At 48.7% G+C, this 24,113-nt stretch carries 19 protein-coding genes and 1 pseudogene; 16 read left to right on the forward strand and 4 right to left on the reverse strand.

The window, feature by feature from the left end; all coding sequences use genetic code 11:
* Positions 1 to 117: 117 nt before the first annotated feature.
* The 7 genes and pseudogenes from LAJLEIBI_RS00735 (at position 118) to LAJLEIBI_RS00765 (ending at position 8,333) form a co-directional block, all read left to right on the forward strand.
* A complete protein-coding gene (locus LAJLEIBI_RS00735) occupies positions 118 to 2,049 on the forward strand; it encodes a putative sodium/potassium/calcium exchanger (RefSeq protein ID WP_006444479.1) in 1,932 nt (643 codons plus the stop codon).
* Between the two features lie 293 nt (positions 2,050 to 2,342).
* Complete coding sequence (locus LAJLEIBI_RS00740) at positions 2,343 to 2,597, forward strand: hypothetical protein (protein WP_006444477.1); 255 nt, start codon at positions 2,343 to 2,345, stop codon at positions 2,595 to 2,597.
* 93 nt (positions 2,598 to 2,690) lie between these two features.
* On the forward strand, positions 2,691 to 4,205 hold the full coding sequence (gene glpK, locus LAJLEIBI_RS00745; RefSeq protein WP_040435813.1) for a glycerol kinase GlpK: 1,515 nt from the start codon (positions 2,691 to 2,693) through the stop codon (positions 4,203 to 4,205).
* Positions 4,205 to 5,635 (forward strand): NAD(P)/FAD-dependent oxidoreductase, encoded by a 1,431-nt coding sequence (locus tag LAJLEIBI_RS00750; protein WP_006444475.1) that lies wholly within the window; start codon positions 4,205 to 4,207, stop codon positions 5,633 to 5,635. The genes glpK and LAJLEIBI_RS00750 overlap by 1 nt, the downstream gene beginning before the upstream one ends.
* 11 nt (positions 5,636 to 5,646) lie before the next feature.
* Positions 5,647 to 6,639, forward strand: a pseudogene (locus LAJLEIBI_RS00755) (NAD(P)/FAD-dependent oxidoreductase); the annotation flags it as partial.
* Positions 6,639 to 7,016: a DUF1667 domain-containing protein gene (locus LAJLEIBI_RS00760; RefSeq protein ID WP_006444473.1), complete on the forward strand. Its 378-nt coding sequence runs from the start codon at positions 6,639 to 6,641 to the stop codon at positions 7,014 to 7,016. The pseudogene LAJLEIBI_RS00755 and the gene LAJLEIBI_RS00760, both read left to right, overlap by 1 nt.
* Positions 7,017 to 7,085: 69 nt before the next feature.
* The gene (locus LAJLEIBI_RS00765) at positions 7,086 to 8,333 is read left to right on the forward strand and encodes a 6-phosphofructokinase (RefSeq protein ID WP_006444472.1); all 1,248 of its coding nucleotides are present in this window, start codon (positions 7,086 to 7,088) and stop codon (positions 8,331 to 8,333) included.
* Positions 8,334 to 8,341: 8 nt separating this feature from the next.
* On the opposite strand, the gene LAJLEIBI_RS00770 is transcribed toward LAJLEIBI_RS00765, so the two are convergent.
* On the reverse strand, positions 8,342 to 9,241 hold the full coding sequence (locus LAJLEIBI_RS00770) for a LysR family transcriptional regulator (protein ID WP_006444471.1): 900 nt from the start codon (positions 9,239 to 9,241) through the stop codon (positions 8,342 to 8,344).
* A gap of 202 nt (positions 9,242 to 9,443) precedes the next feature.
* Between LAJLEIBI_RS00770 and LAJLEIBI_RS00775 the strand changes: the two genes are divergently transcribed.
* The 6 genes from LAJLEIBI_RS00775 (at position 9,444) to LAJLEIBI_RS00800 (ending at position 14,751) form a co-directional block, all read left to right on the forward strand.
* Entirely contained in the window at positions 9,444 to 10,619 is a 1,176-nt protein-coding gene (locus LAJLEIBI_RS00775; protein ID WP_040435811.1) for an iron-containing alcohol dehydrogenase, read from the forward strand.
* Positions 10,620 to 10,624: 5 nt separating this feature from the next.
* Positions 10,625 to 10,864 (forward strand): hypothetical protein, encoded by a 240-nt coding sequence (locus LAJLEIBI_RS00780; RefSeq protein WP_066735215.1) that lies wholly within the window; start codon positions 10,625 to 10,627, stop codon positions 10,862 to 10,864.
* The gene (locus LAJLEIBI_RS00785) at positions 10,865 to 11,404 is read left to right on the forward strand and encodes a flavodoxin family protein (RefSeq protein ID WP_006444468.1); all 540 of its coding nucleotides are present in this window, start codon (positions 10,865 to 10,867) and stop codon (positions 11,402 to 11,404) included.
* A gap of 14 nt (positions 11,405 to 11,418) precedes the next feature.
* Positions 11,419 to 12,189 carry an SDR family NAD(P)-dependent oxidoreductase gene (locus tag LAJLEIBI_RS00790; RefSeq protein WP_006444467.1) on the forward strand — a complete coding sequence of 257 codons (771 nt, stop codon included), beginning with the start codon at positions 11,419 to 11,421 and terminating at the stop codon, positions 12,187 to 12,189.
* A 76-nt stretch (positions 12,190 to 12,265) separates the two neighbouring features.
* Positions 12,266 to 13,240: an alpha/beta hydrolase gene (locus tag LAJLEIBI_RS00795; protein WP_334291270.1), complete on the forward strand. Its 975-nt coding sequence runs from the start codon at positions 12,266 to 12,268 to the stop codon at positions 13,238 to 13,240.
* Positions 13,241 to 13,314: 74 nt separating this feature from the next.
* Positions 13,315 to 14,751 (forward strand): aldo/keto reductase, encoded by a 1,437-nt coding sequence (locus LAJLEIBI_RS00800; RefSeq protein ID WP_006444465.1) that lies wholly within the window; start codon positions 13,315 to 13,317, stop codon positions 14,749 to 14,751.
* 74 nt (positions 14,752 to 14,825) lie between these two features.
* Here the strand turns inward: LAJLEIBI_RS00800 and LAJLEIBI_RS00805 are convergent, their stop codons facing one another.
* Both LAJLEIBI_RS00805 and LAJLEIBI_RS00810 read right to left on the reverse strand, forming a co-directional pair.
* Entirely contained in the window at positions 14,826 to 15,968 is a 1,143-nt protein-coding gene (locus tag LAJLEIBI_RS00805) for an aldo/keto reductase (protein WP_006444464.1), read from the reverse strand.
* 68 nt (positions 15,969 to 16,036) lie between these two features.
* Positions 16,037 to 16,651: a hypothetical protein gene (locus LAJLEIBI_RS00810; RefSeq protein ID WP_006444463.1), complete on the reverse strand. Its 615-nt coding sequence runs from the start codon at positions 16,649 to 16,651 to the stop codon at positions 16,037 to 16,039.
* A 195-nt stretch (positions 16,652 to 16,846) separates the two neighbouring features.
* Here LAJLEIBI_RS00810 and LAJLEIBI_RS00815 point away from each other — a divergent pair, with 195 nt between their 5' ends.
* Together LAJLEIBI_RS00815 and LAJLEIBI_RS00820 are read left to right on the forward strand one after the other, a co-directional pair.
* On the forward strand, positions 16,847 to 18,352 hold the full coding sequence (locus LAJLEIBI_RS00815; protein WP_040435809.1) for a catalase: 1,506 nt from the start codon (positions 16,847 to 16,849) through the stop codon (positions 18,350 to 18,352).
* A 93-nt stretch (positions 18,353 to 18,445) separates the two neighbouring features.
* The gene (locus LAJLEIBI_RS00820; protein ID WP_006444461.1) at positions 18,446 to 19,165 is read left to right on the forward strand and encodes a LytR/AlgR family response regulator transcription factor; all 720 of its coding nucleotides are present in this window, start codon (positions 18,446 to 18,448) and stop codon (positions 19,163 to 19,165) included.
* A gap of 49 nt (positions 19,166 to 19,214) precedes the next feature.
* On the opposite strand, the gene LAJLEIBI_RS00825 is transcribed toward LAJLEIBI_RS00820, so the two are convergent.
* Positions 19,215 to 21,104: a sensor histidine kinase gene (locus tag LAJLEIBI_RS00825; RefSeq protein ID WP_040435808.1), complete on the reverse strand. Its 1,890-nt coding sequence runs from the start codon at positions 21,102 to 21,104 to the stop codon at positions 19,215 to 19,217.
* Positions 21,105 to 21,335: 231 nt separating this feature from the next.
* Here LAJLEIBI_RS00825 and LAJLEIBI_RS00830 point away from each other — a divergent pair, with 231 nt between their 5' ends.
* Positions 21,336 to 23,993: a carboxypeptidase regulatory-like domain-containing protein gene (locus LAJLEIBI_RS00830; RefSeq protein WP_006444459.1), complete on the forward strand. Its 2,658-nt coding sequence runs from the start codon at positions 21,336 to 21,338 to the stop codon at positions 23,991 to 23,993.
* Positions 23,994 to 24,113: the final 120 nt, after the last annotated feature.

The raw sequence follows: 24,113 nt of genomic DNA on the forward strand, positions 1-24,113 counted from the left end.
AGAAAAAACACAGTATCATCATATTTTTACCAAATTATCCGTATATAGTAAATGTTGAATTTACGCAGTGCGGTGCTGCCCGTGACATGACGGACGGCAATACCGTGCCGATACACGATGACAGCTGCGGCAGAAAGGGTGAACGATATGAAGAGAGGCGTTGTCTGTGTTCTGGCAGGGACACTCCTGACGGCTATGGCCGTGTCTGGATGCCAGAAGGGAAGCGCAGAAGAAAAGACAGAGACATTGTATGGGGAAATTACGGAGATAGACGGAAGCAACATCACGCTGGCACTTGGGGAGGCGCCTGAGGCGGGTGAGGCTCCGGAAGAAGGTAAACCGGACGGGGAGGCACCTGACGGTGGAAAAGCGCCGGCAGAAGGCGCGGCATCGGGAAAGGAAGAAACGCCGCCTGAAAAACCGGAGGGGGAGACCGCTTCCGACGAAGAGGCGGATGATGGCGGCGGTGCGGCAAAAGGTGAGGTCCCGGACGGCGAAGCTCCCGGCGGAAGTGACATGCCCAAGGGCGGTCCCGGCGGCATCACTTTGACGGGAGAAGAGAAGACGATAACGGCAGATGATGAGACAAAGGTAGAAAAGATAAGCGGAATGCCTGCTGCGCCGCAGGGCGGAGAAAACAGTGAGGGCAAAAAGGAATCGGACGCAGATAGTGATGAGGGCTCCAAAAAAGAAGGCGCCGGGCAGCCGGAAACGACGGAGGCATCGCTGGATGACCTGACAGAAGGAGATATCGTAACCGTTGAGATGCAGGGAGAAAACGTAATAAGTATTACGCTCAGAAGTATGGACGGCGGTGCTTTGTCAGGTTCAGCGGAAGGTACCGTGGAGCTTTCCGGAGTGTATACGGTAGACGGAAAAGAAGAGATGTCAGACGGCGAGACATACAACTCTGAGGCCGCGGACGAAAATGCGGTCCTCGTAAAAAACGGAGGATTTCTTGAACTCACGAATGCTGTGCTCAATAAGTCCGGCGGCAGCAGCAGCGCGGACGAGAGTAATTTTTATGCGGTAAATGCAGTTTTGGCTGCGGCCGGAGGAAGCACTGCAACCGTCAGCGATATCACACTGACCTCTGATTCCGAAGGTTCCAATGCCATCTTTGCCACAGGAGAAGATTCAAAGATCACAGCAAATAATATAAAGATCCATACAAAAGGAAATTCATCCAGAGGGCTGGACGCCACATATGGCGGCAGTGTGATAGCGACCAATGTTGACATCACTACAGAAGGAGATCACTGCGCGCCGGTCGCCACAGACCGCGGGGAAGGGACGATCACGGTTGACAGCGGCAAATTATCCGCAGCGGGGGAAGGAAGCCCGTGTGTTTATTCCACCGGCAACATTACGGTAAAAGGTGTGACCGGGACAGCGGCCGGGAGCCAGGCGGCCGTCGTGGAAGGCAAGAACTCCATTACGCTGGAGGAAAGTGAACTTACAGGCGCCGGAGAAAACGGAGTGATGCTCTATCAGAGCACATCAGGCGATGCCGAAGAGGGAACGGCCCGGTTCACAGCGACAGATTCAGTCCTTACTTATGCGTCTACAGGGCCAATGTTCTATATAACAAATACAGACGCCGAGGCGACACTGGAAAATACAAAGCTGACGTACAACAGCGGAGTTCTTATAAAAGCTTCAGGAAATAATACGAATAACTGGGGAAAAGAAGGTGAAAACGGCGGAAATATTAAGCTGAAAGGCATAGACCAGGAGTTGGACGGCGATGTGACATGTGATGAGATCAGTACGGTGGATATAAGCCTCACAGAGTCGAGTATCTTAAGGGGAACGGTAAACGGGAAGAATACGGGGAAAGAAGTGCGCATTACACTGAGTCAGGATTCTAAGTGGGAAGTTACCGGAGACTCTTACGTGACCTTGCTCACGGACAAGGATAAAGATTTGAAAAATATCGTTTCCAACGGCCATACGATATACTATGATGCCTCAGACAGTAAGAATGAATGGCTGAACGCAGAGACGATCGAACTAAACGGCGGTGGCTCACTCACGCCGGCAGAATAACTAAATGTAAGCCCGCATTTTCTAAATCAGAAGTGCGGGCTTACTGCTGACTTAATGACAGGCGTGCAGGGAGGATGTTACCGGCGCGCCGGCGCCCTTCGCTGCCGGAGGAGCAAAGTGGTTAATAAAACGTGCAGAACTGCATAATGGTATTGGTAGAACGCCTCGAGCAGACGCATTATAATAAAAACAGATAAAACATAAAGGAGGATCCACCATGAGCTTAGGAAATAACTTGTTTAACATTAGATGAACTGATCGAATTTGACATTGACGTAAAGGAGATCCAGGAAGTGATCGAGAGGACGAGTGACGAAGCAACGGATAAGATCGACTGGACAAAGGCGTGGAGTAAAAAATATCCGATCCTCGGCCGGTATCAGAACGAAGTGGAGGTATCCTATTATGCCTCAGAGCTGTGCAGATTGATCTGTGACCTGGAAAAGAAATATGGATATGATGATTTGAACGCTTTTCTCGTACTCAAAGATATACTGGCAGCCGTCTGGAAAAACAGGAAGAAGCGGACCAATGGGGACAACTCTTAAGGGGCAGACGGTAAAATTATAATGAGTAAGCAGTCCGGTTGTGGTATAATCTGCATATGGATACAGGCAGTAAGACTTATGAGAGGTGATTATATGGCAAAGTACGTAATGGCACTGGATGCAGGGACAACGAGCAACCGCTGCATTCTGTTTGACGAAAAGGGCCGGATATGCAGTGTAGCCCAGAAGGAATTCACCCAGTATTTCCCGAAGCCGGGCTGGGTAGAGCACGATGCAGATGAGATATGGTCCACACAGCTTGGGGTGGCGGTGGAAGCCATGAGTAAGATCGGGGCTGAAGCAGGAGATATTGCGGCGATCGGAATTACAAACCAGAGGGAGACTGTAATCGTGTGGGATAAGGTTACCGGAGAGCCGGTGTACCATGCGGTCGTCTGGCAGTGCCGGCGGACGGCGGAATACTGTGACAGCCTGAAAAAACAGGGACTGGAGGAATTCTTCCGGAAGAAGACGGGGCTGAAAATAGATGCTTACTTTTCTGCCACAAAGATCAAATGGATCCTGGACCATGTAGAAGGGGCCAGAGAGCGGGCCGGGCGCGGCGAGCTGCTGTTCGGCACTGTGGAGACGTGGCTTATATGGAAGCTCACAAAGGGAAGGGTGCATGTGACAGATTATTCCAATGCATCCAGAACGATGCTGTTCAACATCAATACGCTTGAATGGGACAGGGAGATCCTGGAATTGATCGGAATTCCGGAGTGTATGCTGCCGGAAGTAAAACCGTCTAGCTGCGTATACGGGGAGGCGGACGCCTCATTTTTCGGAGGGGCAGTGCCGATAGGAGGCGCGGCCGGAGACCAGCAGTCCGCACTGTTCGGGCAGACATGCTTTCTGCCGGGAGAGGCGAAGAATACATATGGGACCGGCTGTTTTCTGCTTATGAACACGGGGGAGAAACCGGTGTTCTCAGAGAACGGGCTGGTGACAACGATTGCATGGGGATTGGACGGCAAGGTCTGTTACGCGCTGGAAGGTTCCATATTTGTGGCCGGGGCCGCCATTCAGTGGCTGCGCGATGAACTCCGCCTGATCGATTCTGCGGCGGACTCTGAATACATGGCCAAAAAAGTGCCGGATACAAACGGATGCTACGTTGTACCTGCTTTTACAGGTCTTGGGGCGCCCCATTGGGACCAGTATGCAAGAGGTATGATAGCCGGGCTTACAAGAGGAGTGAACAAGTACCATATAATCCGGGCTACGCTTGAGTCTCTGGCATATCAGGTAAACGACGTGCTGAAGGCAATGGAGGCCGATTCCGGGATCCACTTAAGTACACTGAAGGCCGACGGCGGCGCGAGCGCCAATGATTTTCTCATGCAGACGCAGGCAGACTTAAGCGCCGCGCCTGTAAGCCGGCCCCAGTGTGTGGAGACGACGGCCATGGGAGCCGCATATCTTGCGGGACTTGCGGTCGGATATTGGGAAAATAAAGAAGACGTGATCAAAAACTGGGCGATAGACAAAACGTTTGAACCTCACATAACCGAGGCGGAGAGGAACAAGAGGATCAAAGGATGGAATAAAGCGGTTACTTACGCATATGACTGGGCAAAAGATGAGGGAGAGGAAGGCGTGGACTGATGTATGATGCAGTGATCATAGGAGCCGGAGTGTCCGGCTGCGCGACAGCGAGAGAATTGTCCGCATATGAAGGAAAGTTCTGCGTATTTGAGCGGGAGGAAGATGTCTGCTGCGGGACATCAAAGGCCAACAGCGGTATCGTACATGCCGGGTATGACGCGGTTCCCGGCACATTAAAGGCAAAGCTTAATGTGCGCGGCAATGAATTGATGGAAACGCTGGCCGGCGAGCTGGATATACCGTTCGTGCGCAACGGCTCTGTCGTTGTGTGTACAGAGGATCAGGACAGAGAAAAACTGAAGCGGCTGTACGAGAACGGGCGGCAGAACAAAGTGCCGGGCCTTAGACTTCTTACCGGAGAGGAAGCGCGCCGATTAGAACCTAATATAACCAAGGATGCGGCAGCAGCGCTGTATGCTCCCACCGGCGGAATCGTCTGTCCCTTTGAACTCAATATAGCGCTGGCAGAGAATGCGTGCGTAAATGGGGTCGAATTTAAGTTTGGCGCTGAGGTGAGCGATATAAAAAGAACGGAAGGCGGGTATGAGATAACCGCAGGCGGCAGAATGTATGAGACGAGGGCAGTCATAAACGCGGCGGGGGTCTATGCGGATGTATTCCACAACATGGTCTGTGAGGATCAGATCCACATTACGCCGAGAAAAGGGGAATACATGCTGATGGATAAGCCGGCAGGCGCCCATGTGGGCCGGACGATATTTACCGTGCCGGGAAAATACGGAAAAGGAGTGCTGGTCACTCCCACGGTACATGGAAATCTTATGGCGGGTCCGACAGCGCTGGATATTGAGGATAAAGAGGGCACGAATACAACTGCGGCAGGGCTGGAAGAAGTACGCAGAAAGTGCGCCCAGGCCGTGACAGGTGTTCCGCTCGACCAGGTGATCACATCATTTGCGGGACTTAGGGCCCATGAGAGCGGGCGTGATTTTATCATACAGGAATCAGGACCATACTTTTTTGACTGTGCGGGAATCGCGTCGCCCGGGCTTACAAGTTGTCCCGCCATCGGTGAGATGCTGGCCGGGATGACCGCCAAACGTCTTGCGCTGCACAAAAAAGACCGTTTTATCTCGAGGCGGCAGGGAATTGTGCGGCCCGGCGCACTGCCGGAGGAAGAAAGAAACGAGCTCATGCGCAAAGAGCCGGCGTACGGCAATATCATCTGCCGCTGTGAGATGATCACAGAGGGAGAGATTCTGGATGCGGTCAGACGGCCGGTCGGCGCCAGGACGATGGACGGGGTCAAACGCCGTACGCGGGCCGGAATGGGGCGCTGCCAGAGCGGCTTCTGCGCCCCTAAAGTGATGGAGATACTGGCGCGTGAACTGGGAGTGAGTCTGCTGGACATAACAAAGTCAGGTGGGGCTTCCAGGATGCTTGCGGGCAGAGACAAAGAAGAATTGTAGGAGGAGCATGAATGCAGGAGTATGACATCGTGATAATCGGCGGCGGCCCGGCAGGGCTTGCGGCAGCTCTGTCTGCAAAGGAGCATGGGGTCGGAAGTATACTTATACTGGAGAGAGACAGGGAATTGGGCGGGATTTTAAACCAGTGTATCCACAACGGGTTCGGACTACACACATTTAAAGAAGAATTGACTGGTCCTGAATACGCATACCGGTATATTGAAAAAATCATCGAACAGAAAATGGAATACCAGCTTCAAACGATGGTGATGAATATAGAGGTGCTGGAAGACGGAATGAAGATAGTCACAGCGATGAACAGCCGGGATGGCATGATTCATATCCGGGCCAGGGCGGTCATCCTCGCCATGGGCTGCAGGGAACGTCCCCGCGGCGCCCTGAATGTACCGGGGTACCGGCCGGCAGGTATCTATACGGCCGGCACGGCACAGCGGCTTGTGAATATGGAAGGATATATGCCGGGCAAGGAGATCGTCATCCTCGGTTCGGGGGACATCGGCCTGATCATGGCAAGGAGAATGACACTGGAGGGAGCCGTGGTGAAGGCGGTAGCCGAGATCATGCCCGAATCAGGCGGACTGAAGCGGAACATTGTACAGTGCCTGGAGGATTACAATATACCGTTAAAGTTAAGCCATACGGTGGTAGACATCAAAGGTAAAGAACATATAGAAGGCGTGACGCTTGCCAGGGTGGACGCGCATAAAAAGCCCATACCGGGGACAGAGGAAGAATACAGATGCGACGCACTGCTTCTGTCGGTCGGGCTCATTCCGGAGAACGAACTGACAAGGGGAATGGGAGCCGCCATGAATGAACGTACAAAAGGACCGGAAGTAGACGGCCGGCTGGAGACGACGGTTCCCGGTGTGTTTGCGTGCGGCAATGTGCTGCATGTCCATGACCTTGTGGATAACGTGTCACGGGAGGCGGCAGAAGCCGGCAGATATGCGGCGGAATATATAGAAGGAGACGTAAGAGCATGGAGACAATAGAGATGACCTGCATCATCTGTCCAAATGGCTGCGCCCTGAAGGTGCAGACAGAGGATAAAGAGGTGGTGGATGTCACCGGTAATATGTGCATGCGCGGTTATGCGTACGCGCAGACAGAAGTACAGAATCCGACACGGATGCTTACCTCTACGGTGGATGTGACCGGAGGGGAGCTCCCGCGCGTGTCCGTGAAGACGGAGAAGGAAATACCGAAAGAAAAGCTGATGGAATGCGCAAGACAGCTGAAAGGAATCACGGTCGCTGCTCCGGTGTATATAGGGGATATCGTGGCGGAGAATATAGCAGATACGGGAATTGACATAGTGGCGACTGTTAATGTGCCTAAGAAAACTTCATTTTTATAGACAATTCTGTGGAAATATACTAAAATAGTCTTATCGACCTCAGAACAGAGTAAAGGAAGGGAGCCAGTTATGGAGAAAAATGTTATTGTAGGACAATCAGGAGGGCCCACGGCGGCCATTAATTCAAGCCTTGCCGGTGTGTACCGCACGGCAAAGGACCGGGGAGCAAAGAAAGTATACGGGATGCTTCACGGAATACAAGGACTGTTGGAAGAGCGTTACATTGATCTGGCGGACCACATTAAGACAGAGCTGGACGCAGAACTGTTAAAGAGAACGCCGGCCGCGTTTTTAGGTTCCTGCAGATTCAAACTGCCGGAGATACACGAGGACAGGGAAGTGTACGAAAAGATATTTTCCATTCTTGACAAGCTGGAGATAGAAGCGTTTATCTATATCGGCGGTAATGACTCCATGGACACGATCAAGAAGCTGTCTGACTACGCCATCATTACCGGACATCCGACCAGATTCGTCGGCTGCCCGAAGACGATAGACAATGACCTGGCACTGACAGACCACACGCCGGGATACGGAAGTGCTGCAAAGTATATCGGTACCTCCATGAAAGAGATCATAAGAGACAGCTTCTGTCTTGAGTATAATAAAGGGCTGGTCACGATCGTAGAGATCATGGGCCGCAATGCAGGGTGGCTGACCGGCGCGGCAGCACTATCCGAAGGAGAAGACTGCGAAGGGCCGGATCTTATTTATCTGCCGGAGCTGCCGTTTGACATCCGCAAGTTCGGTGAGAGAGTGAAAAAGCTGCTGGCGAAAAAGCCGTCTGTTGTTGTGGCATTGTCAGAAGGAATCAGGACCGGAGAGGGCAAGTATGTATGCGAACTTGGCAACAGTGTAGACTTTGTAGACGCGTTCGGCCACAAGCAGCTGTCCGGGACAGCGGCGTTTCTTGCCAATTACATTGCCGGCGAGCTCGGCTGCAAGACGCGTGCCATCGAGCTCAGTACACTGCAGCGTTCTGCGTCACATGCGGCGTCCCGCGTGGATATACTGGAGGCCTATCAGGTGGGAGGCGCGGCTGTAAAAGCAGCTGATGAAGGAGACTCAGGGAAAATGGTCGTACTTCAGAGATTGTCCGACGACCCGTACCAGTGCGGAACAGAAGTAAAGGATGTGCACAAGATAGCGAACGATGAGAAGCTTGTTCCGAGAGAATGGGTGAACAAGGAAGGCACATATGTCACAAATGAATTTATCTCATATGTCAGGCCATTGATCCAGGGTGACGTGTCACCGGTCATGGTAGATGGAATTCCGAGGCATCTTTACCGTCCGATAGAGCTGGTAAGGAGATAGGAAAAGTTTCAGGGGGGGCCGTCGTTTAATTGTTCTTTCAAGATTGTGATGAACTTTTCAGCCGGTTTGGATAAGATCTGGTATTTCTTCCATATGAGATTCATCTCGGCCTCCACTTTTGGTGTCAGGGGACGGAAACAGAGGTTACTGTTCCCTGTCGTATTGATGATTCTGTCGAAGCTTATGGCATATCCCAGTCCTTCATCCACCAATATGGAGGCATTAAAAATAAGATTAAATGTGGCCGTAATATTTAATTCCCCTGCCTGCTTCTTGAGCCACTGCGTTATGTCCCCGCCCCGGTTTTCCTGCTGGGACAGGATCAGTGGCTTATCCCACAAATCTTCGGGGGAAATCACTTCTTTGGACGCCAGCGGAGAATCTTTCCGCATCAGCACGCCCCACACATCTTTGGCCGGTATCCTTATGGCGTTGTATTTGATTAGATCCACTTCTCCGAATACGATTCCAAAGTCGAGCAGACCTTTATCCAGACGCTCTTTCACAAATGTCGCATTGCCGCTGGAAAGGTGGTAGTGGATTCCAGGATAATCCTTCTGCAGTTTCTTTGCCGCTTTGGCGATAATACGCATGGCATCGGTCTCGCCGGCGCCGATATAAATGTCTCCGATGATAATTTCGTCGGAGCAGGTAATTTCTTTTTCTGTCTTTTTCACCAAATCAAGAATTTCTTCCGCACGTTTCCGAAGTATCATTCCTTCTTCCGTTAAAGTTACCTTCCGTGAACCCTTTGTGCCCCGGATGAGAAGCTGCTTTCCAAGCTCTTCTTCCATATTCCGAATCTGTGTAGACAGTGTGGGCTGGGAGAGGTGCAGCGATTCAGCCGCCCGCACGATACTCTGCTCCCTCGCCACAGCAAGGAAATACTGTAATACTCTTAATTCCATCGAAGACTCTCCTTTCAAAATAACTTTTTGCAATAGATTTATTAGTCACTAGTTTATCAAAAAAATGAATAGGTTTCAACTATACAAATCTATTTAATATAAGTATTTGATATTTGAATATTGCAGATTTATAGTAGAGTTGTAATAAGGTATAGGAATTCACCGCGGGTATAGGCCCGCTCATAACAAGGAGGAATAAATGATGTTAGGAAATTTTGTGTTTTCAAATCCCACGAAGCTATATTTTGGAGAGGATTCTTTGAACTATCTGCATGAAGAGCTGCTAAAATACGGAAAGAATGTGCAGCTGGTGTATGGCGGCGGTTCTATCAAGAAAAATGGAATCTATGACAAGGTAATTGATATTTTAAAGGCAAACGGAAAGGCAATATTTGAGGATGGTGGTGTCATGCCGAACCCAACGGTAGAGAAGCTTTACGAAGGGGTTCGAATCGCAAGGGAGAATCAGGTGGATTTTATTCTCGCTGTTGGCGGGGGCTCCTGCTGTGACTATGCCAAGGCAGTGTCTATTTCGGTGAACTGTGAGGAAGATCCTTGGGAGAAGTATTACTTGAATTTTGAAGACGTGGATATGGATACAAAAATCATCCCGGTAGGGTGTGTGCTCACTATGGTGGGAACCGGTTCTGAGATGAATGGGGGCGCGGTGATTACGAACCACGAGAGCAAGCTGAAAATCGGGCATGTCTTCGGAGAGCGTGTATTCCCCAAATTTGCAGTGTTGAATCCGGCTTTCACATATTCCCTGCCAAAGTATCAGATGACAGCAGGGTTCTATGATATCATGAATCACATTTGTGAGCAGTATTTTTCCGGTGGGGATGACAATACATCCGATTATCTGATGGAAGGGTTGATGAGGTCTCTCATTCACAGCTCCAGAATCGCAGTCAAAGACCCGGAGAACTATGAGGCAAGAAGCAATATTATGTGGACTGCCACATGGGCGCTCAATACGCTGGTGGCCATGGGCAAATCCACAGACTGGATGGTGCACATGCTAGGGCAGGCGGTGGGCGCGCACACAGATGCGACCCACGGAATGACGCTTTCCGCAGTCTCCCTGCCCTATTACCGCCACATTATGCCCTATGGACTTGCCAAATTCAAACGTTTTGCAGAGTATGTATGGAATATAGAACCGGAAGGAAAATCGGATAAGGAGATTGCAGAAGAAGGACTGCGTGCCATGGAGGCATGGATGAACGAAATCGGGGTGGCCATGAACATCAGGGAGCTCGGCGTGACGGAGGATATGCTGGAGAATCTTGTGAAAAGCACTCTTGTCATGGAAGGCGGATATAAAGTGCTGACGCAGGAAGAAATTTTAGAAATATTCAAAGAGAGTCTGAAGTGAAGAAAATGATGAATTTAGAATCCAGAGAAAAAGTTGTTCAAAATCTGAAGGACGCGGGATGCGGTCCAGATATCATTGAAGATTTTCTTTTATACTTTGACAGGGAGCAGAAGGAAGAGCAGATTACACTGCTGGAAAAACATAGAAGAGAACTACTGAACGTTGTGCACAAGGCGGAAAAGAAGATTTACTGTCTTGATTATCTGATATACCAGATAAAAAATGAAAAAGAAAGAGGGATATAGATGGGAAAAAATATTTTAGTCATTTCGACCAGCCTGCGGAAAGGAAGCAACTCGGAAATTCTGGCTGACGCATTGATACGTGGGGCCAAAGAGGCAGGACATCGTGTGGAAAAAGTATGTATCCGGGATAAGGAGATTGCTTTCTGCAGAGGCTGCCTTGCCTGCCAAAAAACAGGCAGATGTGTGATTCAGGACGGCGGGGATGAAATCGCCCGTAAAATGCTGGCGGCCGACGTTCTTGTCTTTGCCACACCGATTTATTATTACGGGATGAGCGGACAGATGAAGACGATGCTCGACCGGGCAAATCCGCTGTATTTTCTGGATTACCGGTTCCGGGACGTCTATCTGCTGGCGACGGCGGCTGATGAAGAGGAACAGGCCATGGACGGCGTACTCAACGGCATTCAGGGATGGATTTCCTGTTTTGAAAAAGCACAGCTTGCAGGGAGCGTTTTTGCGGGCGGAGTCGATCAGGCGGGAGAGATTGAGAACCATCCGGTACTTGAAAGAGCGTATCGGCTGGGAAAGGAAATATAAGGAGAACATAGACTATGGATGCAAAGATGTTAGAAGGAAAAGTTGCAATTATTACAGGGGCAAGTTATGGAATGGGTCAGACAATGGCAGAGCTGTTTGCGGAAGAAGGAGCCAGTGTTGTACTCACCGCCAGAGGAAAAGAAAAACTGGATAAGGTGGTGGAGGGAATCCGTGAAAATGGCGGGAAAGCCATTGGCGTTGTGGCGGATACCTGTTCCACGGAAGATACAAAGAGAGTGATGCAGGAAACACTGGCGGCTTTCGGCGATTTGGATATCCTGATCAACAATGCGGGAATCGGGGAGCAGAAAATGATCGATGAGACGGACGACGAATGGATGATGCAGGTGATGAATACGAATCTGGGCGGGCCTATGCGGTATATCCGGGAGGCACTGAAAATATTTATGCCCAAAAACGAAGGAATCATTATCAATATCTCCTCCGTAAACGGAGACAGACCTTTCTGCGGGGCAACCTATACTTCCACAAAAGGCGCGCTGAATACGCTGACGAAAAATGTAGCCATGCGGCTTGTGGATACGAACATCCGGTGCAATGCCGTTGCGCCCGGAGCGACCATCACACCGGCCCATCTTGCCAACAAGGCGGGAGAACAGCCCGGAGGCAACGAGATGCTCAAATACAGCGGCCATTACGTGTATTTCCCGGGTCCGGAATGCGATGCCATGGATCAGGCCTATGCCTGCCTGTATCTTGCCAGCAAGATGGGAAAAGCGGTGAAGGGGCAGGTGCTTCAAGTCTGCAATGGAGCGTTTCTGTAAAAAGGGTATTAGTCGTGGCATCGTCCAAAGTGATGAAGGTGATACATGAAAATTGAGAAAGAAGGGATTTATAATGATGAAAGAGCAGTTGAATTTAACAAAAGAATGGGATAAAACGTTCCTACAGAGTGAAAAAGTAGACCACAGCAAGGTGACTTTCCACAACCGTTATGGAATCACGCTGGCGGCGGACATGTATGTGCCGAAGAACGCAGAGGGAAAACTGGCGGCAATCGCGGTATGCGGGCCGTTTGGCGCGGTAAAGGAGCAGGCTTCCGGACTGTACGCGCAGACCATGGCGGAGAGAGGCTTTTTGACCGTCGCCTTTGACCCCTCCTTCACTGGGGAAAGCGGCGGGATTCCCAGATATGTGGCTTCACCGGATATCAATACAGAGGATTTTCAGGCGGCAGTGGACTTCCTGTCCGTTCAGGAAAATGCCGACCCTGAAAAAATCGGTATCATTGGTATCTGCGGATGGGGCGGGATGGCGCTGAACGCAGCGGCCATTGACACCAGAATCAAGGCAGCGGTAGCTTCTACGATGTACGATATGGGCAGGGTCAACGCGAAAGGGTATTTTGATTCTGAGGACAGTGAAGAAGCCAGATATGAAAAGCGCAAGGCTTTGAACGCCCAGAGAATTGAGGATTATAAAAACGGGGAATATGCCCTTGCAGGAGGCGTGGTGGATCCGCTGCCTGAAGATGCGCCGTTCTTTGTAAAAGACTATTATGATTATTACAAGACAGACAGAGGATACCATGCAAGGTCACTGAATTCAAATGGCGGCTGGAATATCACCTCCTCCCTGTCATTCCTTAACATGCCGATTTTACAGTACAGTCAGGAAATCAGGAATGCAGTGCTGTTGATTCACGGTGATAAAGCACATTCCTGCTATTTCAGCAGAGATGCCTTTGAAAAACTCGAAGGGGAGAACAAAGAACTTATGCTCATTCCGGGGGCAGTCCATACGGATTTATATGACCGGACAGATGTGATTCCATTTGATAGGATGGCAGAATTTTTCAAGAAATATCTAGTATAAAAATGATTTCGAAAAATATGAAGGAAGAACAGCTACCATACAGAATCGTACTCAGATAAGATAGGAGAGTGAATATGAAACGAATCATGGCCGCCGCATTAATCATCTGTATGATGCTCACACTGGCATCATGCTCTTCACAGGAGAAAGCGAAAGGTGCAAAAACAAATCAACAGACTGAAACAGATAGTGCAAAGCATATATTGACCGCATATTTTTCCTGCACGGGAACGACAGAACAGATTGCCGGCTGGATTGCGGATAAGACAGACTCGGATATCTATCAGATTACGCCCCAATCCCCATATACCAAAGACGACATGAATTATGGTGATTCATCTTCCAGAACGACGACAGAGCAGAATGATGCATCTGCAAGACCCGAGATATCCGGCCGGGTAGAAGATATGGATAAATATGACGTTATTTTTCTTGGCTACCCCATCTGGAATGGGCAGGCCCCGCGTATTATCAGTACCTTTTTAGAAAGCTATGATTTCTCAGATAAGACCATCATCCCGTTCTGCACGTCCCACAGCAGTGGAATTGGCTCCAGTGACACACAGATGCATAGTCTCTGTCCCGATTCTGTAACGTGGAAGCCCGGAGAGAGATTTTCGGCAGATACCACAAGCGATGAGGTAAATGACTGGGTCGGTGGATTGAATATAACGATGGAAACAAGCGCGAATACAGGCGTATTTCATTTCGAGACGAAAAAGGTTTTATTAAACAGCGGTTATGAAATGCCAATCATGGGTCTTGGCACTTACAGCCTGTCAGATGAGGAATGTGAGAACTCTGTTAAGGCATTGCTGGAGGCAGGCGGCAGACTGATAGACACCGCCTATATGTACCACAATGAAGGGGCGGTCGGAAAGGCTGTCCGGGAATCCGGCATTCCAAGAGAAGAAATCTTTGTTACGACTAAAATCTATCCGAGCCAGTTTGAGAATGCTGCCGGCGCCATAGACGAGGCATTGGAGAAAATGGATATGGAATATATCGACCTTATGCTCCTGCATCATCCCGGTGACGGAGATGTAGAGGCTTATAAAGCGATGGAGCAGGCTGTGGCTGACGGGAAGCTCCGCTCCATTGGACTTTCCAACTGGTATGTGGAGGAGCTGGAAGATTTTCTTCCCCAGATTACTATCATGCCTGCCGTAGTACAGAATGAGATTCACCCCTATTATCAGGAAAATGAAGTGATTCCCTACATTCAGGAGAAAGGAATCGTTGTGCAGGGTTGGTATCCATTTGGAGGACGTGGCCACACAGCGGAATTGCTGGGGAATGAAACCATATCTGCCATCGCACAGGCCCACGGTGTCACATCCGCACAGGTGATTCTCCGCTGGAATTTGCAGAAAGGTGTGATTGTGATTCCCGGCTCCAGCAATCCGGAGCATATTCGGGAGAATCTTGAACTTTTCAGTTTTGAACTGACAGCCGAAGAGATGGAACAGATCAATGCACTTGACCGCAATGAAAAACATGATTGGTATTAAAGTCCGGTGCGGATGTCTCCGTATCGACGCTCAAAATCGGGGAGACAATCCGCTTTGACAGGACAGAACAATAATTACACCGTAACCGTATCCTCCGTCTGGCTCTCCCAGCCGGCAATCTCCTCCAGCCGCCGCACGATTCCGAGGTGCTGGGTACACTCCTGCTCACATTTCCTGCACTTGATACAGTCCCCGGCCCTCCCCTTCGTGTTGGCGCTGTAGTTATAATACTCCAGCCCATACACCATATCGATCATCTCTTCATCCGTCTTATGAAACATCTGCTTTTCGTTATACAGCAGCATATAGGCAGGAATATTGATTCCCTTTGGGCACACACGGCAGTACCCGCAGCCGGTACATATTTCCTTTGTGGCCCCATGGAACTTTTCCTTGATACGCTCCAAGTCGGATGCCCGAAACGGTACTGCATGGTCCGCCATCTCACATGCTTCATCGATATCGCTCTTGCGGCTGAACCCAATCAAAGAAATTGTGATTTCGGGACTGGCAATATTGAAGCGCAGAGCCGCCTGTGTCACGGTCTCCCCGGGTTCGGCAAGAAAGGCCAGCTCTTTTTCATGAGCCGGGATTGTACCACCGCAGAGCGGGTTCATAGCCACGACGCCATAGCCTTTTTGGTAAGCATATTCTACACCCTTCCAGCGGTATGGAAAATTAAGCAGGTTAATCCCCATAGTTACGCCTGTAAAAGTGTGGGCATCCAGCACTTGTACCACTTCCTCGCCCGGCTGGTGGGAGGAGAAGCAGATATGGTCGATAAGACCCTGTTCCTGACACCACTTCAATCCTTCGTACTGTCCGCCTTCTGCCATGGACAGCTCATAATGTTCCATTTTCCGGATACACCATACATGGTAAAAGTGGATTTTCGGAATCCCCATGATTTCCAGAGAGCGTTTCACGGAAGCGATTGCCAGTTCCTTTGTCGGGCACATTTTCGGCTTGCTTTTTGTGGAGACGTAAAAGTCCGTCTTTCCTTCTGCCAAAAGCTTCCGGAACGCGATACCGAATATTTTCTCGCTCCTGTCATCACAGTATCCGGGAGCGGTGTCAAAATAATTGATTCCCTTATCGTAGGCATACAGTATCATGTCAGCGTTCTCTTCATCGGTTTTATCAAGGTCAAACCGCAGACCCCCGAATCCCACTACTGATACCTGCTTATCAGTTCCGGGATAATTTACATATTTCATAATAACCTCCAGCTTTTCTTTCTGCTTTCTATTGTGACATAAAAATGGAAAATCTGCTACTCATAACTTTACGTCAAAAACGGTCTGTATACAATCATATATACTGTAAAAGTGATGACAAATATGGCAGCAGTATATATTACTTTACTTTTTACCCTTTTATAAAACATTGCTCCCAGTGTGACGAAAGCGATTATATCCATCAAAAGTTGAAATAGAAATACCTTATTATTCATAAAGTAGATTAGTACGCCTATTGTCTCTGCCAGCAAGGCCCCAATGGGTAATGCATACAGAACGGCATTTCCTTTTATTTCCTTATTCCACCAATACAATATGTAAGCGCCTATGCCGCAGCCAAGCGAAAGAACCGAATATAAAATAAAAAGATTTGTTTGAAATTCATCATTATCAAATGCTGGTGAGAGCAATCCCAGTATATATTTCAATACATAAAAGCTCAGTGTCATCCCAAACATATATAAAAATGTGTTAATTCCTGAGCTTAAATTAGAAGTGCTTTTCAAAACGATAATTACAATACAGATAATCCAAAATCCAAAAAGTGTGGCGACGGATGAAAAACACCAAATGCTGTCCGCCGGACAAAAATCTGTCAGGCGGCATAGTATTCCCGCAATAATGCCATATATAAAAAATATCGGTGCCGCATTCTTTTTCATAATATTCTCCTCAATTTCATTTTTATCAGGTTCATTTTATTATTCTCCTACGCTAATGTCAAACAATTCTACAATCTATTAATTGGAAAAAATAATTGACAGAAAAATAACCATTATTGACTTGACTTGTCGGAAAAGATATAATGATGATAGTAATTAAAAATGATAATCATTATTAAGAAGGAGGATGGATACATGGAGGTTAAGAAACTTACAAATGAAGTAGGGGCGCCGGTAGCTGAAAATGAAAATTCGTTGACAGCAGGTCCGAGGGGCCCGGTTGCGATGCAGGATGTATGGCTTTTAGAAAAGCTTGCGCATTTTGACAGAGAAGTGATTCCAGAGCGGAGGATGCATGCCAAAGGCTGGGGAGCTTATGGAACATTCAAAGTGACGCATGATATTACAGAGTGGACGAGAGCAAAGGTGTTTGAGCCGGGGAAAGAAACGGAAGTGTTTGTCCGTTTTTCCACGGTGGCAGGAGAGCGTGGAGCTGCGGACGCAGAACGGGACATCAGAGGCGTTGCATGTAAATTTTACACCGAGGAAGGGAATTGGGACTTGGTAGGCAATAACACCCCGACCTTCTTCCTCAGGGACGTACATAATTTTCCGGATTTGAACCGTGCAGTTAAAAGAGACCCGCGTACCGGAATGCGCTCTGCGCAGAATAACTGGGATTTTTGGACACTGCTTCCCGAGACCTTCCATCAGACCACCGTTGTGATGTCTGACCGGGGAATTCCTGCATCCTTCCGCCATATGCATTTTTACGGAGAGCACACCTTTAGTTTTTACAATGCAGAGAATAAACGTGTGTGGTGTAAGTTCCATTTCCGCACCCAGCAGGGGATTAAGAACTTAAGTGATAAAGAAGCTGCCGAGCTTATAGCCGTGGACCGGGAAAGCCATGGGCGTGATTTGTACGAATCCATTGAAAAGGGAGAGTATCCGAGATGGACGTTGTATGTACAGATTATGACGGAGGAACAGGCATTGAAGCACTATGAAAATCCGTTCGACATTACAAAAATATGGCGCCACAAGGAGTTTCAGCTCCACGAAGTGGGAGTTTTGGAATTGAACAGGAATCCGGAAAACTACTTTGCAGAGGTAGAACAGGCGGCGTTCACACCGGCCCATGTGGTGCCCGGTATTGGATTCTCGCCGGATAAATTCCTGCAGGGAAGGCTGTTTGTCTACGGGGACGCGCAGCGCTACAGGCTGGGCATCAACTACAATCAGATTCCGGTAAACAAAGCGCGCTGCGAGGTCAATGATTATCACCGGGACGGGGCCATGCGTGTGGACGGCAACTACGGCGGAAGGCCGGCCTATACGCCGAACAGCGCGGGGGACTGGGCGGCACAGCCAGACGTGATGGAACCGCCGCTTGATTTGTCCGGTGCACTGTATGCGTATGATCCGAAGGACGACCCGACGGACGACAACTTCCGCGCGGGCGGAGATTTGTACCGGGTGATGACAGAGGAAAAGAGAGCGGTTCTTATTGAAAATACGGCGAATAATATAGCGCCGGTGACAGAGAACATTAAGTACCGCCATGCCGTACACTGTTATCTTGCGGACGTGGAATACGGAACCCGCATGACAGAGGCTCTGGGATTGGATTTTGATAAAGTGAAAGAGCTGTCAGCGCTTTCCAATGAGGAACTGATTCGGGCGACTCTGCGGGAATAAAGTGGGAAAGAATCTAGGATCGCATTGTCTTAACGGCTGAAAAATGATATACTTCACCTAAAAAAGTAGTTATCATTGGGAGGCGGGGAAGGGATGTACCGTATTGCGATTTGTGATGATGATGAGCAGTTCCTCCATCATCTGAACCGGAAAACAGAAGAGATTATGACTGAAAACGGCCTGACGCGCGGCCGGGATTTTGAAATCGATGTATTCAGCGGGGCGGCGTCGATGCAGCGCAGAATGCCGGAGGACATAAACTGCTGGAACATTCTGCTTTTGGACATCGAGCTTTCCGATGAAAACGGGATAGAGCTGGCAAGGACTTTGCGGAAACAGCAGGTTACGTGCAGTATTGTCTACATTACGGCCTACCGTGACTATGTATTTGACTGTTTTGACACGCAGCCCCTTTGGTATCTGCTAAAACCAGTGGATTTTAAAAAGTTTGAAACTATTCTTATGGCGGACTACCTCAGAAGTTATGCGGGGACAAGGCTTTCCCTTAAGATAGAGGGCAGGCAGGTATTCATCCCGTTTCCGGATATTTATGCGCTGGAATCCACCCAGCACCGCACAAGAATATGGCTTGGCGACAGCTTCCGCGACTGGAACGGCGCACTTTCTGCCTTGAAACCGCAGCTTCCCGCATTTGGTTTCTGCCAGTCCCACAACAGTTACATCATTAACCTGAGCCATGTCAGGGAGATACAGCGCATGGACGTGCTCATGGACAATGAAAGGACGTTTCCCATAAGCCGCCGCTGTTATGACCAGTTCTTTGAGAAATATTTTGCTTTTTTGAAAATCTGACACAATTTAAAACACTGCCATTTCCATCCGAAGGAAAGGGCAGTGTTTTTTATTGTATAGGACATGTTACGTCGGGCATGAGGAGGGCGGTACGGACGGTGACGGTATCGTCTTCCTGTTTTATCTGAAGCTTGCTTTGGTATTTTTTCGCAATATCCGACATGGTTTTCATGCCATATCCGTGCCCGGCGCCTTTCATGCTTCGGAAAAGCCCTGTTTCTTTGTCTGTCAGGGCAGTGCCATCACAAGGGTTCATAGTTTCAACAAACAGATAGCGTCCGCGCACGTGCATAGTCAGTTCGAGTACCCGCTCCTTTTTTCCGGGGAGCAGAGACAGCGCCTCTATAGCGTTGTCTAGCATATTCATCAGCAGAGTACACAAGTCTGCGTCTGGGATAGAAATATCTGCGGGCACTTCCACGTGTAGATTCATTTGGATACGTTCTCTTTTTGCTTTGGCAAGAGCCCGCGTCACAAGAGCGTTGACAACAGGATGCTGGCACACTCTTAACGGCGGGATGGTTTCTGTTTCTTTCGTCAGTTCTTCGAGATAACGCTGTAACCGCTCGGCATTTCCCGCGTGGCTCAAATCCAGCATTGTGTGCAGATGGCGCAGCATATCATGGCGCATGCCCGCAATCTCGGTACTGCTTTCTTGAATACTCTGAATGTTCTCTTGAATCAGCTCATTTTTTGCCGATATCACAGACAGCTCACTCTGTGTGTCCGCCGCCTTATGCACAGCCTGAATAAAACTGACTCCTCCGCCAAGGAGCAGCAGGATACCGCCGTAAAACTGAAAGGCTTCATACAGCATGACAGTCGGGAAACGGAGCATACTTACAAAAACGGAATCCCCGTGCCCAGTCAGCATAAGGTATGAAGCGGCTGTGATGCCAACGACAATAACCGCAAATAAGGCCGGTGTGAACAGGCGAAAGACCGCATTCTTATCCTTCCATTCTAAAACGGCAAACACACACAATGCCAGCAGAGGAAGATACAGTAATGTATCACACGAAGAAGCGAAAGAGGAATCTGGCATGAGGTGGGCTGCAAGCGACAGTACAAGCGGCGCTAGTATAAACGGCGCATACCATTTCTTCCAGCGTTTCATCTGTAGGAGCAGGTACAGGATTGGCAATTCCAGCGATAAAGGGATAAGCAGCCCTACCGGTATAAAATTGAGTGAAAAATGAGAGCTGAAATAGAACTCAAAGTTCAGCAGGACACGCAGTGACTGTATTAAGGCCGCTGCTGTCAACAGCAGGATGGAATATGACTTTTGCCCGTGATACCAGTTGTAAAAGAAGAGTCCTAACAGCAGGAGGGCAGCCGCCATATAAGCCGCGGCAGGCATGGCAATCCGGTTCGCGTCACTGACAAGCATCTGTGTCAGAATGTTCTCGCTGGACAGACGGACCATAGGCAGTCCGCGGTAGTCTACCGTAGTGTTGAACGCGGCGGCGATTGTCAATGTCTTTCCTGCATAATCCGGGGGCAGTGTCAGGCGTACATACTCACCCATCCCCGGAAGCCCTTCATATTCTTTCGGGAATTCCACGAAGCCGATGCGGTTGTCCAGACCCGGATTGACGGTATAGAGAAGCTCTCCGTCTAAAAAGACGCTCTCCTGCCAAGTTGTGCCATCCAATTCCAGTACGGTATATCCGGCCCGCTCCATGCCTTTATCCAATACACGGGAAAGATAGAACGTCTCACCGGAACTGTCAAAAAGCTCCTGAACAGAGGCCTCTTTTTTTGTACCGTTTTCCATTTTATAGATATCCCAGCCATTAGAATCCTCAAATGTAGGCGTGAGGAACAGCCTGTCTGCGTCTGTAACTGTATAGGAGCGCATGAAAGTAAACGCCAAAAAGATGAAGAGTGCATAAAAAGGGAGCAGCACTATTTTCCAGTTTGATTTTATGTAATTCAAGAAAAATACCTCCTTTTCTATCAGCATACCAGCAAGGAGTGGGGCAAATCAAGGGCAATCCTTACCAGTTAGGGGCAGTTTCCTGCCAAATAGGAAGCCCCTCTTTTTTCGTCCTCTGTTTTTTTGCTAAGATTAAATCCGTAGACATCAGAGGGGGCAAAAGACTTTTTGACCCCAACATCATCACATGAGTGTATAGAAAAGCGCAAGGGAAGAGAGGTATATAGAAGAATGAAACGAAAGAAACGACTGGCGGCATTTTTGGCAATCACACTGACGCTTCTGTCATCGAACTTTACCGTTTTGGCGGAGGAGACGGCAGACGAAATCATGGTGAGCGGCACGGTAACCGATACGAACGGCTACGATGTAGACGGGGCGGTGGTGACTCTCGCCGGCGGCGGACAATCCTTTGACACGGTTCTGACAAATGGCAGTTACAGCGTCTATGTGCCAGAGGGAACCTATGAGGTTACCGTGGCGAAGCCGGGATATACAATAGAAGTCAAGGACACTACTCCCATTGAGGTAATAGACAGCGACGTTTTCCGGGATATCAGCGTAAGCGTAACGCCGCAACCGAATAAATCAGCCGCGAAAACAGACGTGCCGGCCCCGCCTGCTGATGAAATCCCATTTGATAAGGTCCATTTTCCGGACGACGCATTCAGAACATACCTAAAGGATACATTGAAAATTGATAAGGATGGGAATGGCGCCCTGTCAGAGACTGAAATTGCAGCCGTAGACCGAATATGGATTCAGGATAATCCGAATTTGAAATCATTGGAGGGACTGAAATATTTTACGGCCTTGGAAATATTGACCTGCGGCGGCGCAGGCCTCACAGAGCTGAACATCAAAGATAATAAGATATTAAAAGGGGTGTACTTATACAATAATCTGGGTATTACGAGTCTGGATACCAGCAGCAACACGGAGTTGGATGCGATATCGTGCTACAACACAGGAATCGAAAGTCTGGATATCAGTCAAAATAAAAAATTGACCGCTTTGAATTGCTCCAGTACAAACCTGAAGACTCTGGATGTAAGCGCAAATACAATCTTAAAAGGCTTGGATTGCCACGAGACAGCAATCGAAAGTCTGGATGTCAGCAAGAATACGGCATTAATCTATTTGCGGTGCTACAACACAGAAATCAAAAGCCTTGATGTCAGCAATTGTACGGTCTTAGAAGAATTGAAGTGCAAGGATACGCCGCTTGCGTATCTGAAGATAGGAACGAATGCTTTATCAAAATTAAAGACGTTGGAAAAGCCAGAGCCATCTTCGATTAAATTGAAAGAGAAAGCGAAGACCTTTAAGATTACAGATAAATTCACAGGAATCGATCCTGCGAAAATAACAGTTAAAAATGGCGCGAAGTACGATTCAACTACCGGAATTGTAAGCGAATATAACGATGAAGATCCTATTGAGTATTCTTATGATTGCGGTATTTACAGTAACAATGACGATTCAGTGACATTAGATGTCAAATTGAAGGTGTTTCAAAAAGAGGAAAGCAGCATCAAAATTACTGCCAACGATTTGGATAAGACTTATGATGGAACCGCAGTCAGCAGTGCACCAGCTGTTACAAAGACTGGAAGCACCGGAGCCGTAACCTATATCTGGGAAAAGCAACAAAAAGGGGGCGTGTCATGGGAGAAAATCTCAGGCACTCCGACAGACGCAGGATATTACAGAGTGACGGCCCATGTGGCCGCGGATGACGATTATAAGGCCGCGGACTCTTCGCCAAAGGAATTTATGATTTGGCAAGCGGACAACAACTGGACCAGCGGACTTGCAATCGGCGACTGGGTTTATGGAACGCCAGCGAATACACCATCGGCAACTCCGAGATTTGGAACAGTTTCTTATACCTACAGCAATTCCCGGACCGAAACCTTCAAGGAAGATGTTCCGACAGCGGCGGGCACATGGTATGTGAAAGCGGCGGTTGCCGGGACAGACAATTATACAGGGTTAGAAAAGATTATCGATTTTAAGATTACCAAAGCAAATGCTCCGGCAATTACGCTTCCGGATAACCTCAGCGGTATACAGGGTGACTTGCTGTCCACAGTTAAGCTTCCATCCGGCTGGGCATGGGAGGATGACAGTCAGACTTTGGCAATCGGCAATAACGGTTATAAGGCTCGCCTTACGGTCGATGATTCCAATTATGACTATATGGGTGTAACAGACTATGATGCTTCAGGACATTATGTGGAAAAGGTATTATCAGTAACTGTATCACTGGAACAAAACAACTGGACCGTGTTCCCGTCGATTTTGGATTGGACATATGGGGATACTGCCAGCACACCGGCTGGCCACGCGGCGTATGGTACAGCCACTTTTACCTACAGCGATTCAAAGGACGGAACCTTCAGTAAAGAGGTTCCTACAGCTGCCGGAATCTGGTATATGAAAGTCAGTGTAGCTGCTGAACATGGATATACAGGACTGGATACAATTGTAAAATTCACGATAATGCCAAAAAATATGGAGACAGACAATCAAATCAAAATTCCGGAAATATCCGCCGATACCAACCTTGATGAGTTGACTCTGATGGACGGCAAAAAGGTTTTGGTACAAGGCAAAGACTACGATGTGACAAAGAAGCAGGACGGCAACAAGGTTACAGTGACAATTACCTTCAAAGGAAATTATACCGGAACAATTACAAAATCCTATACAGTCGATGATAAAAAGCTGGTTCTAAATCCCAATACGGACAAGAACACACCGTCTGGCCAGACTGGCGCGGTTAAGACAGGTGATAACGCTGCCTCCGGTTTTTGGATAGTGCTCATGGCGATGGCTGCGGGAACAGCCGTGCTGACGGGAAGAAAGAGATATAAAGAAAAATAGAAGAACGGGAAATAGGAAGGGGGCTATCGGGAAATAGATAGTTCCAAACAGGGGAAGGTGTGACTCATACGAGCCACACCTTCCCCTAAAATTTTTTCATAAAAAGAGAAAAAGATGGCT

Origin of the sequence: [Clostridium] hylemonae DSM 15053 (assembly GCF_008281175.1) — a bacterium.
GTDB classification, from domain to species: Bacteria; Bacillota; Clostridia; order Lachnospirales; family Lachnospiraceae; genus Extibacter; species Extibacter hylemonae.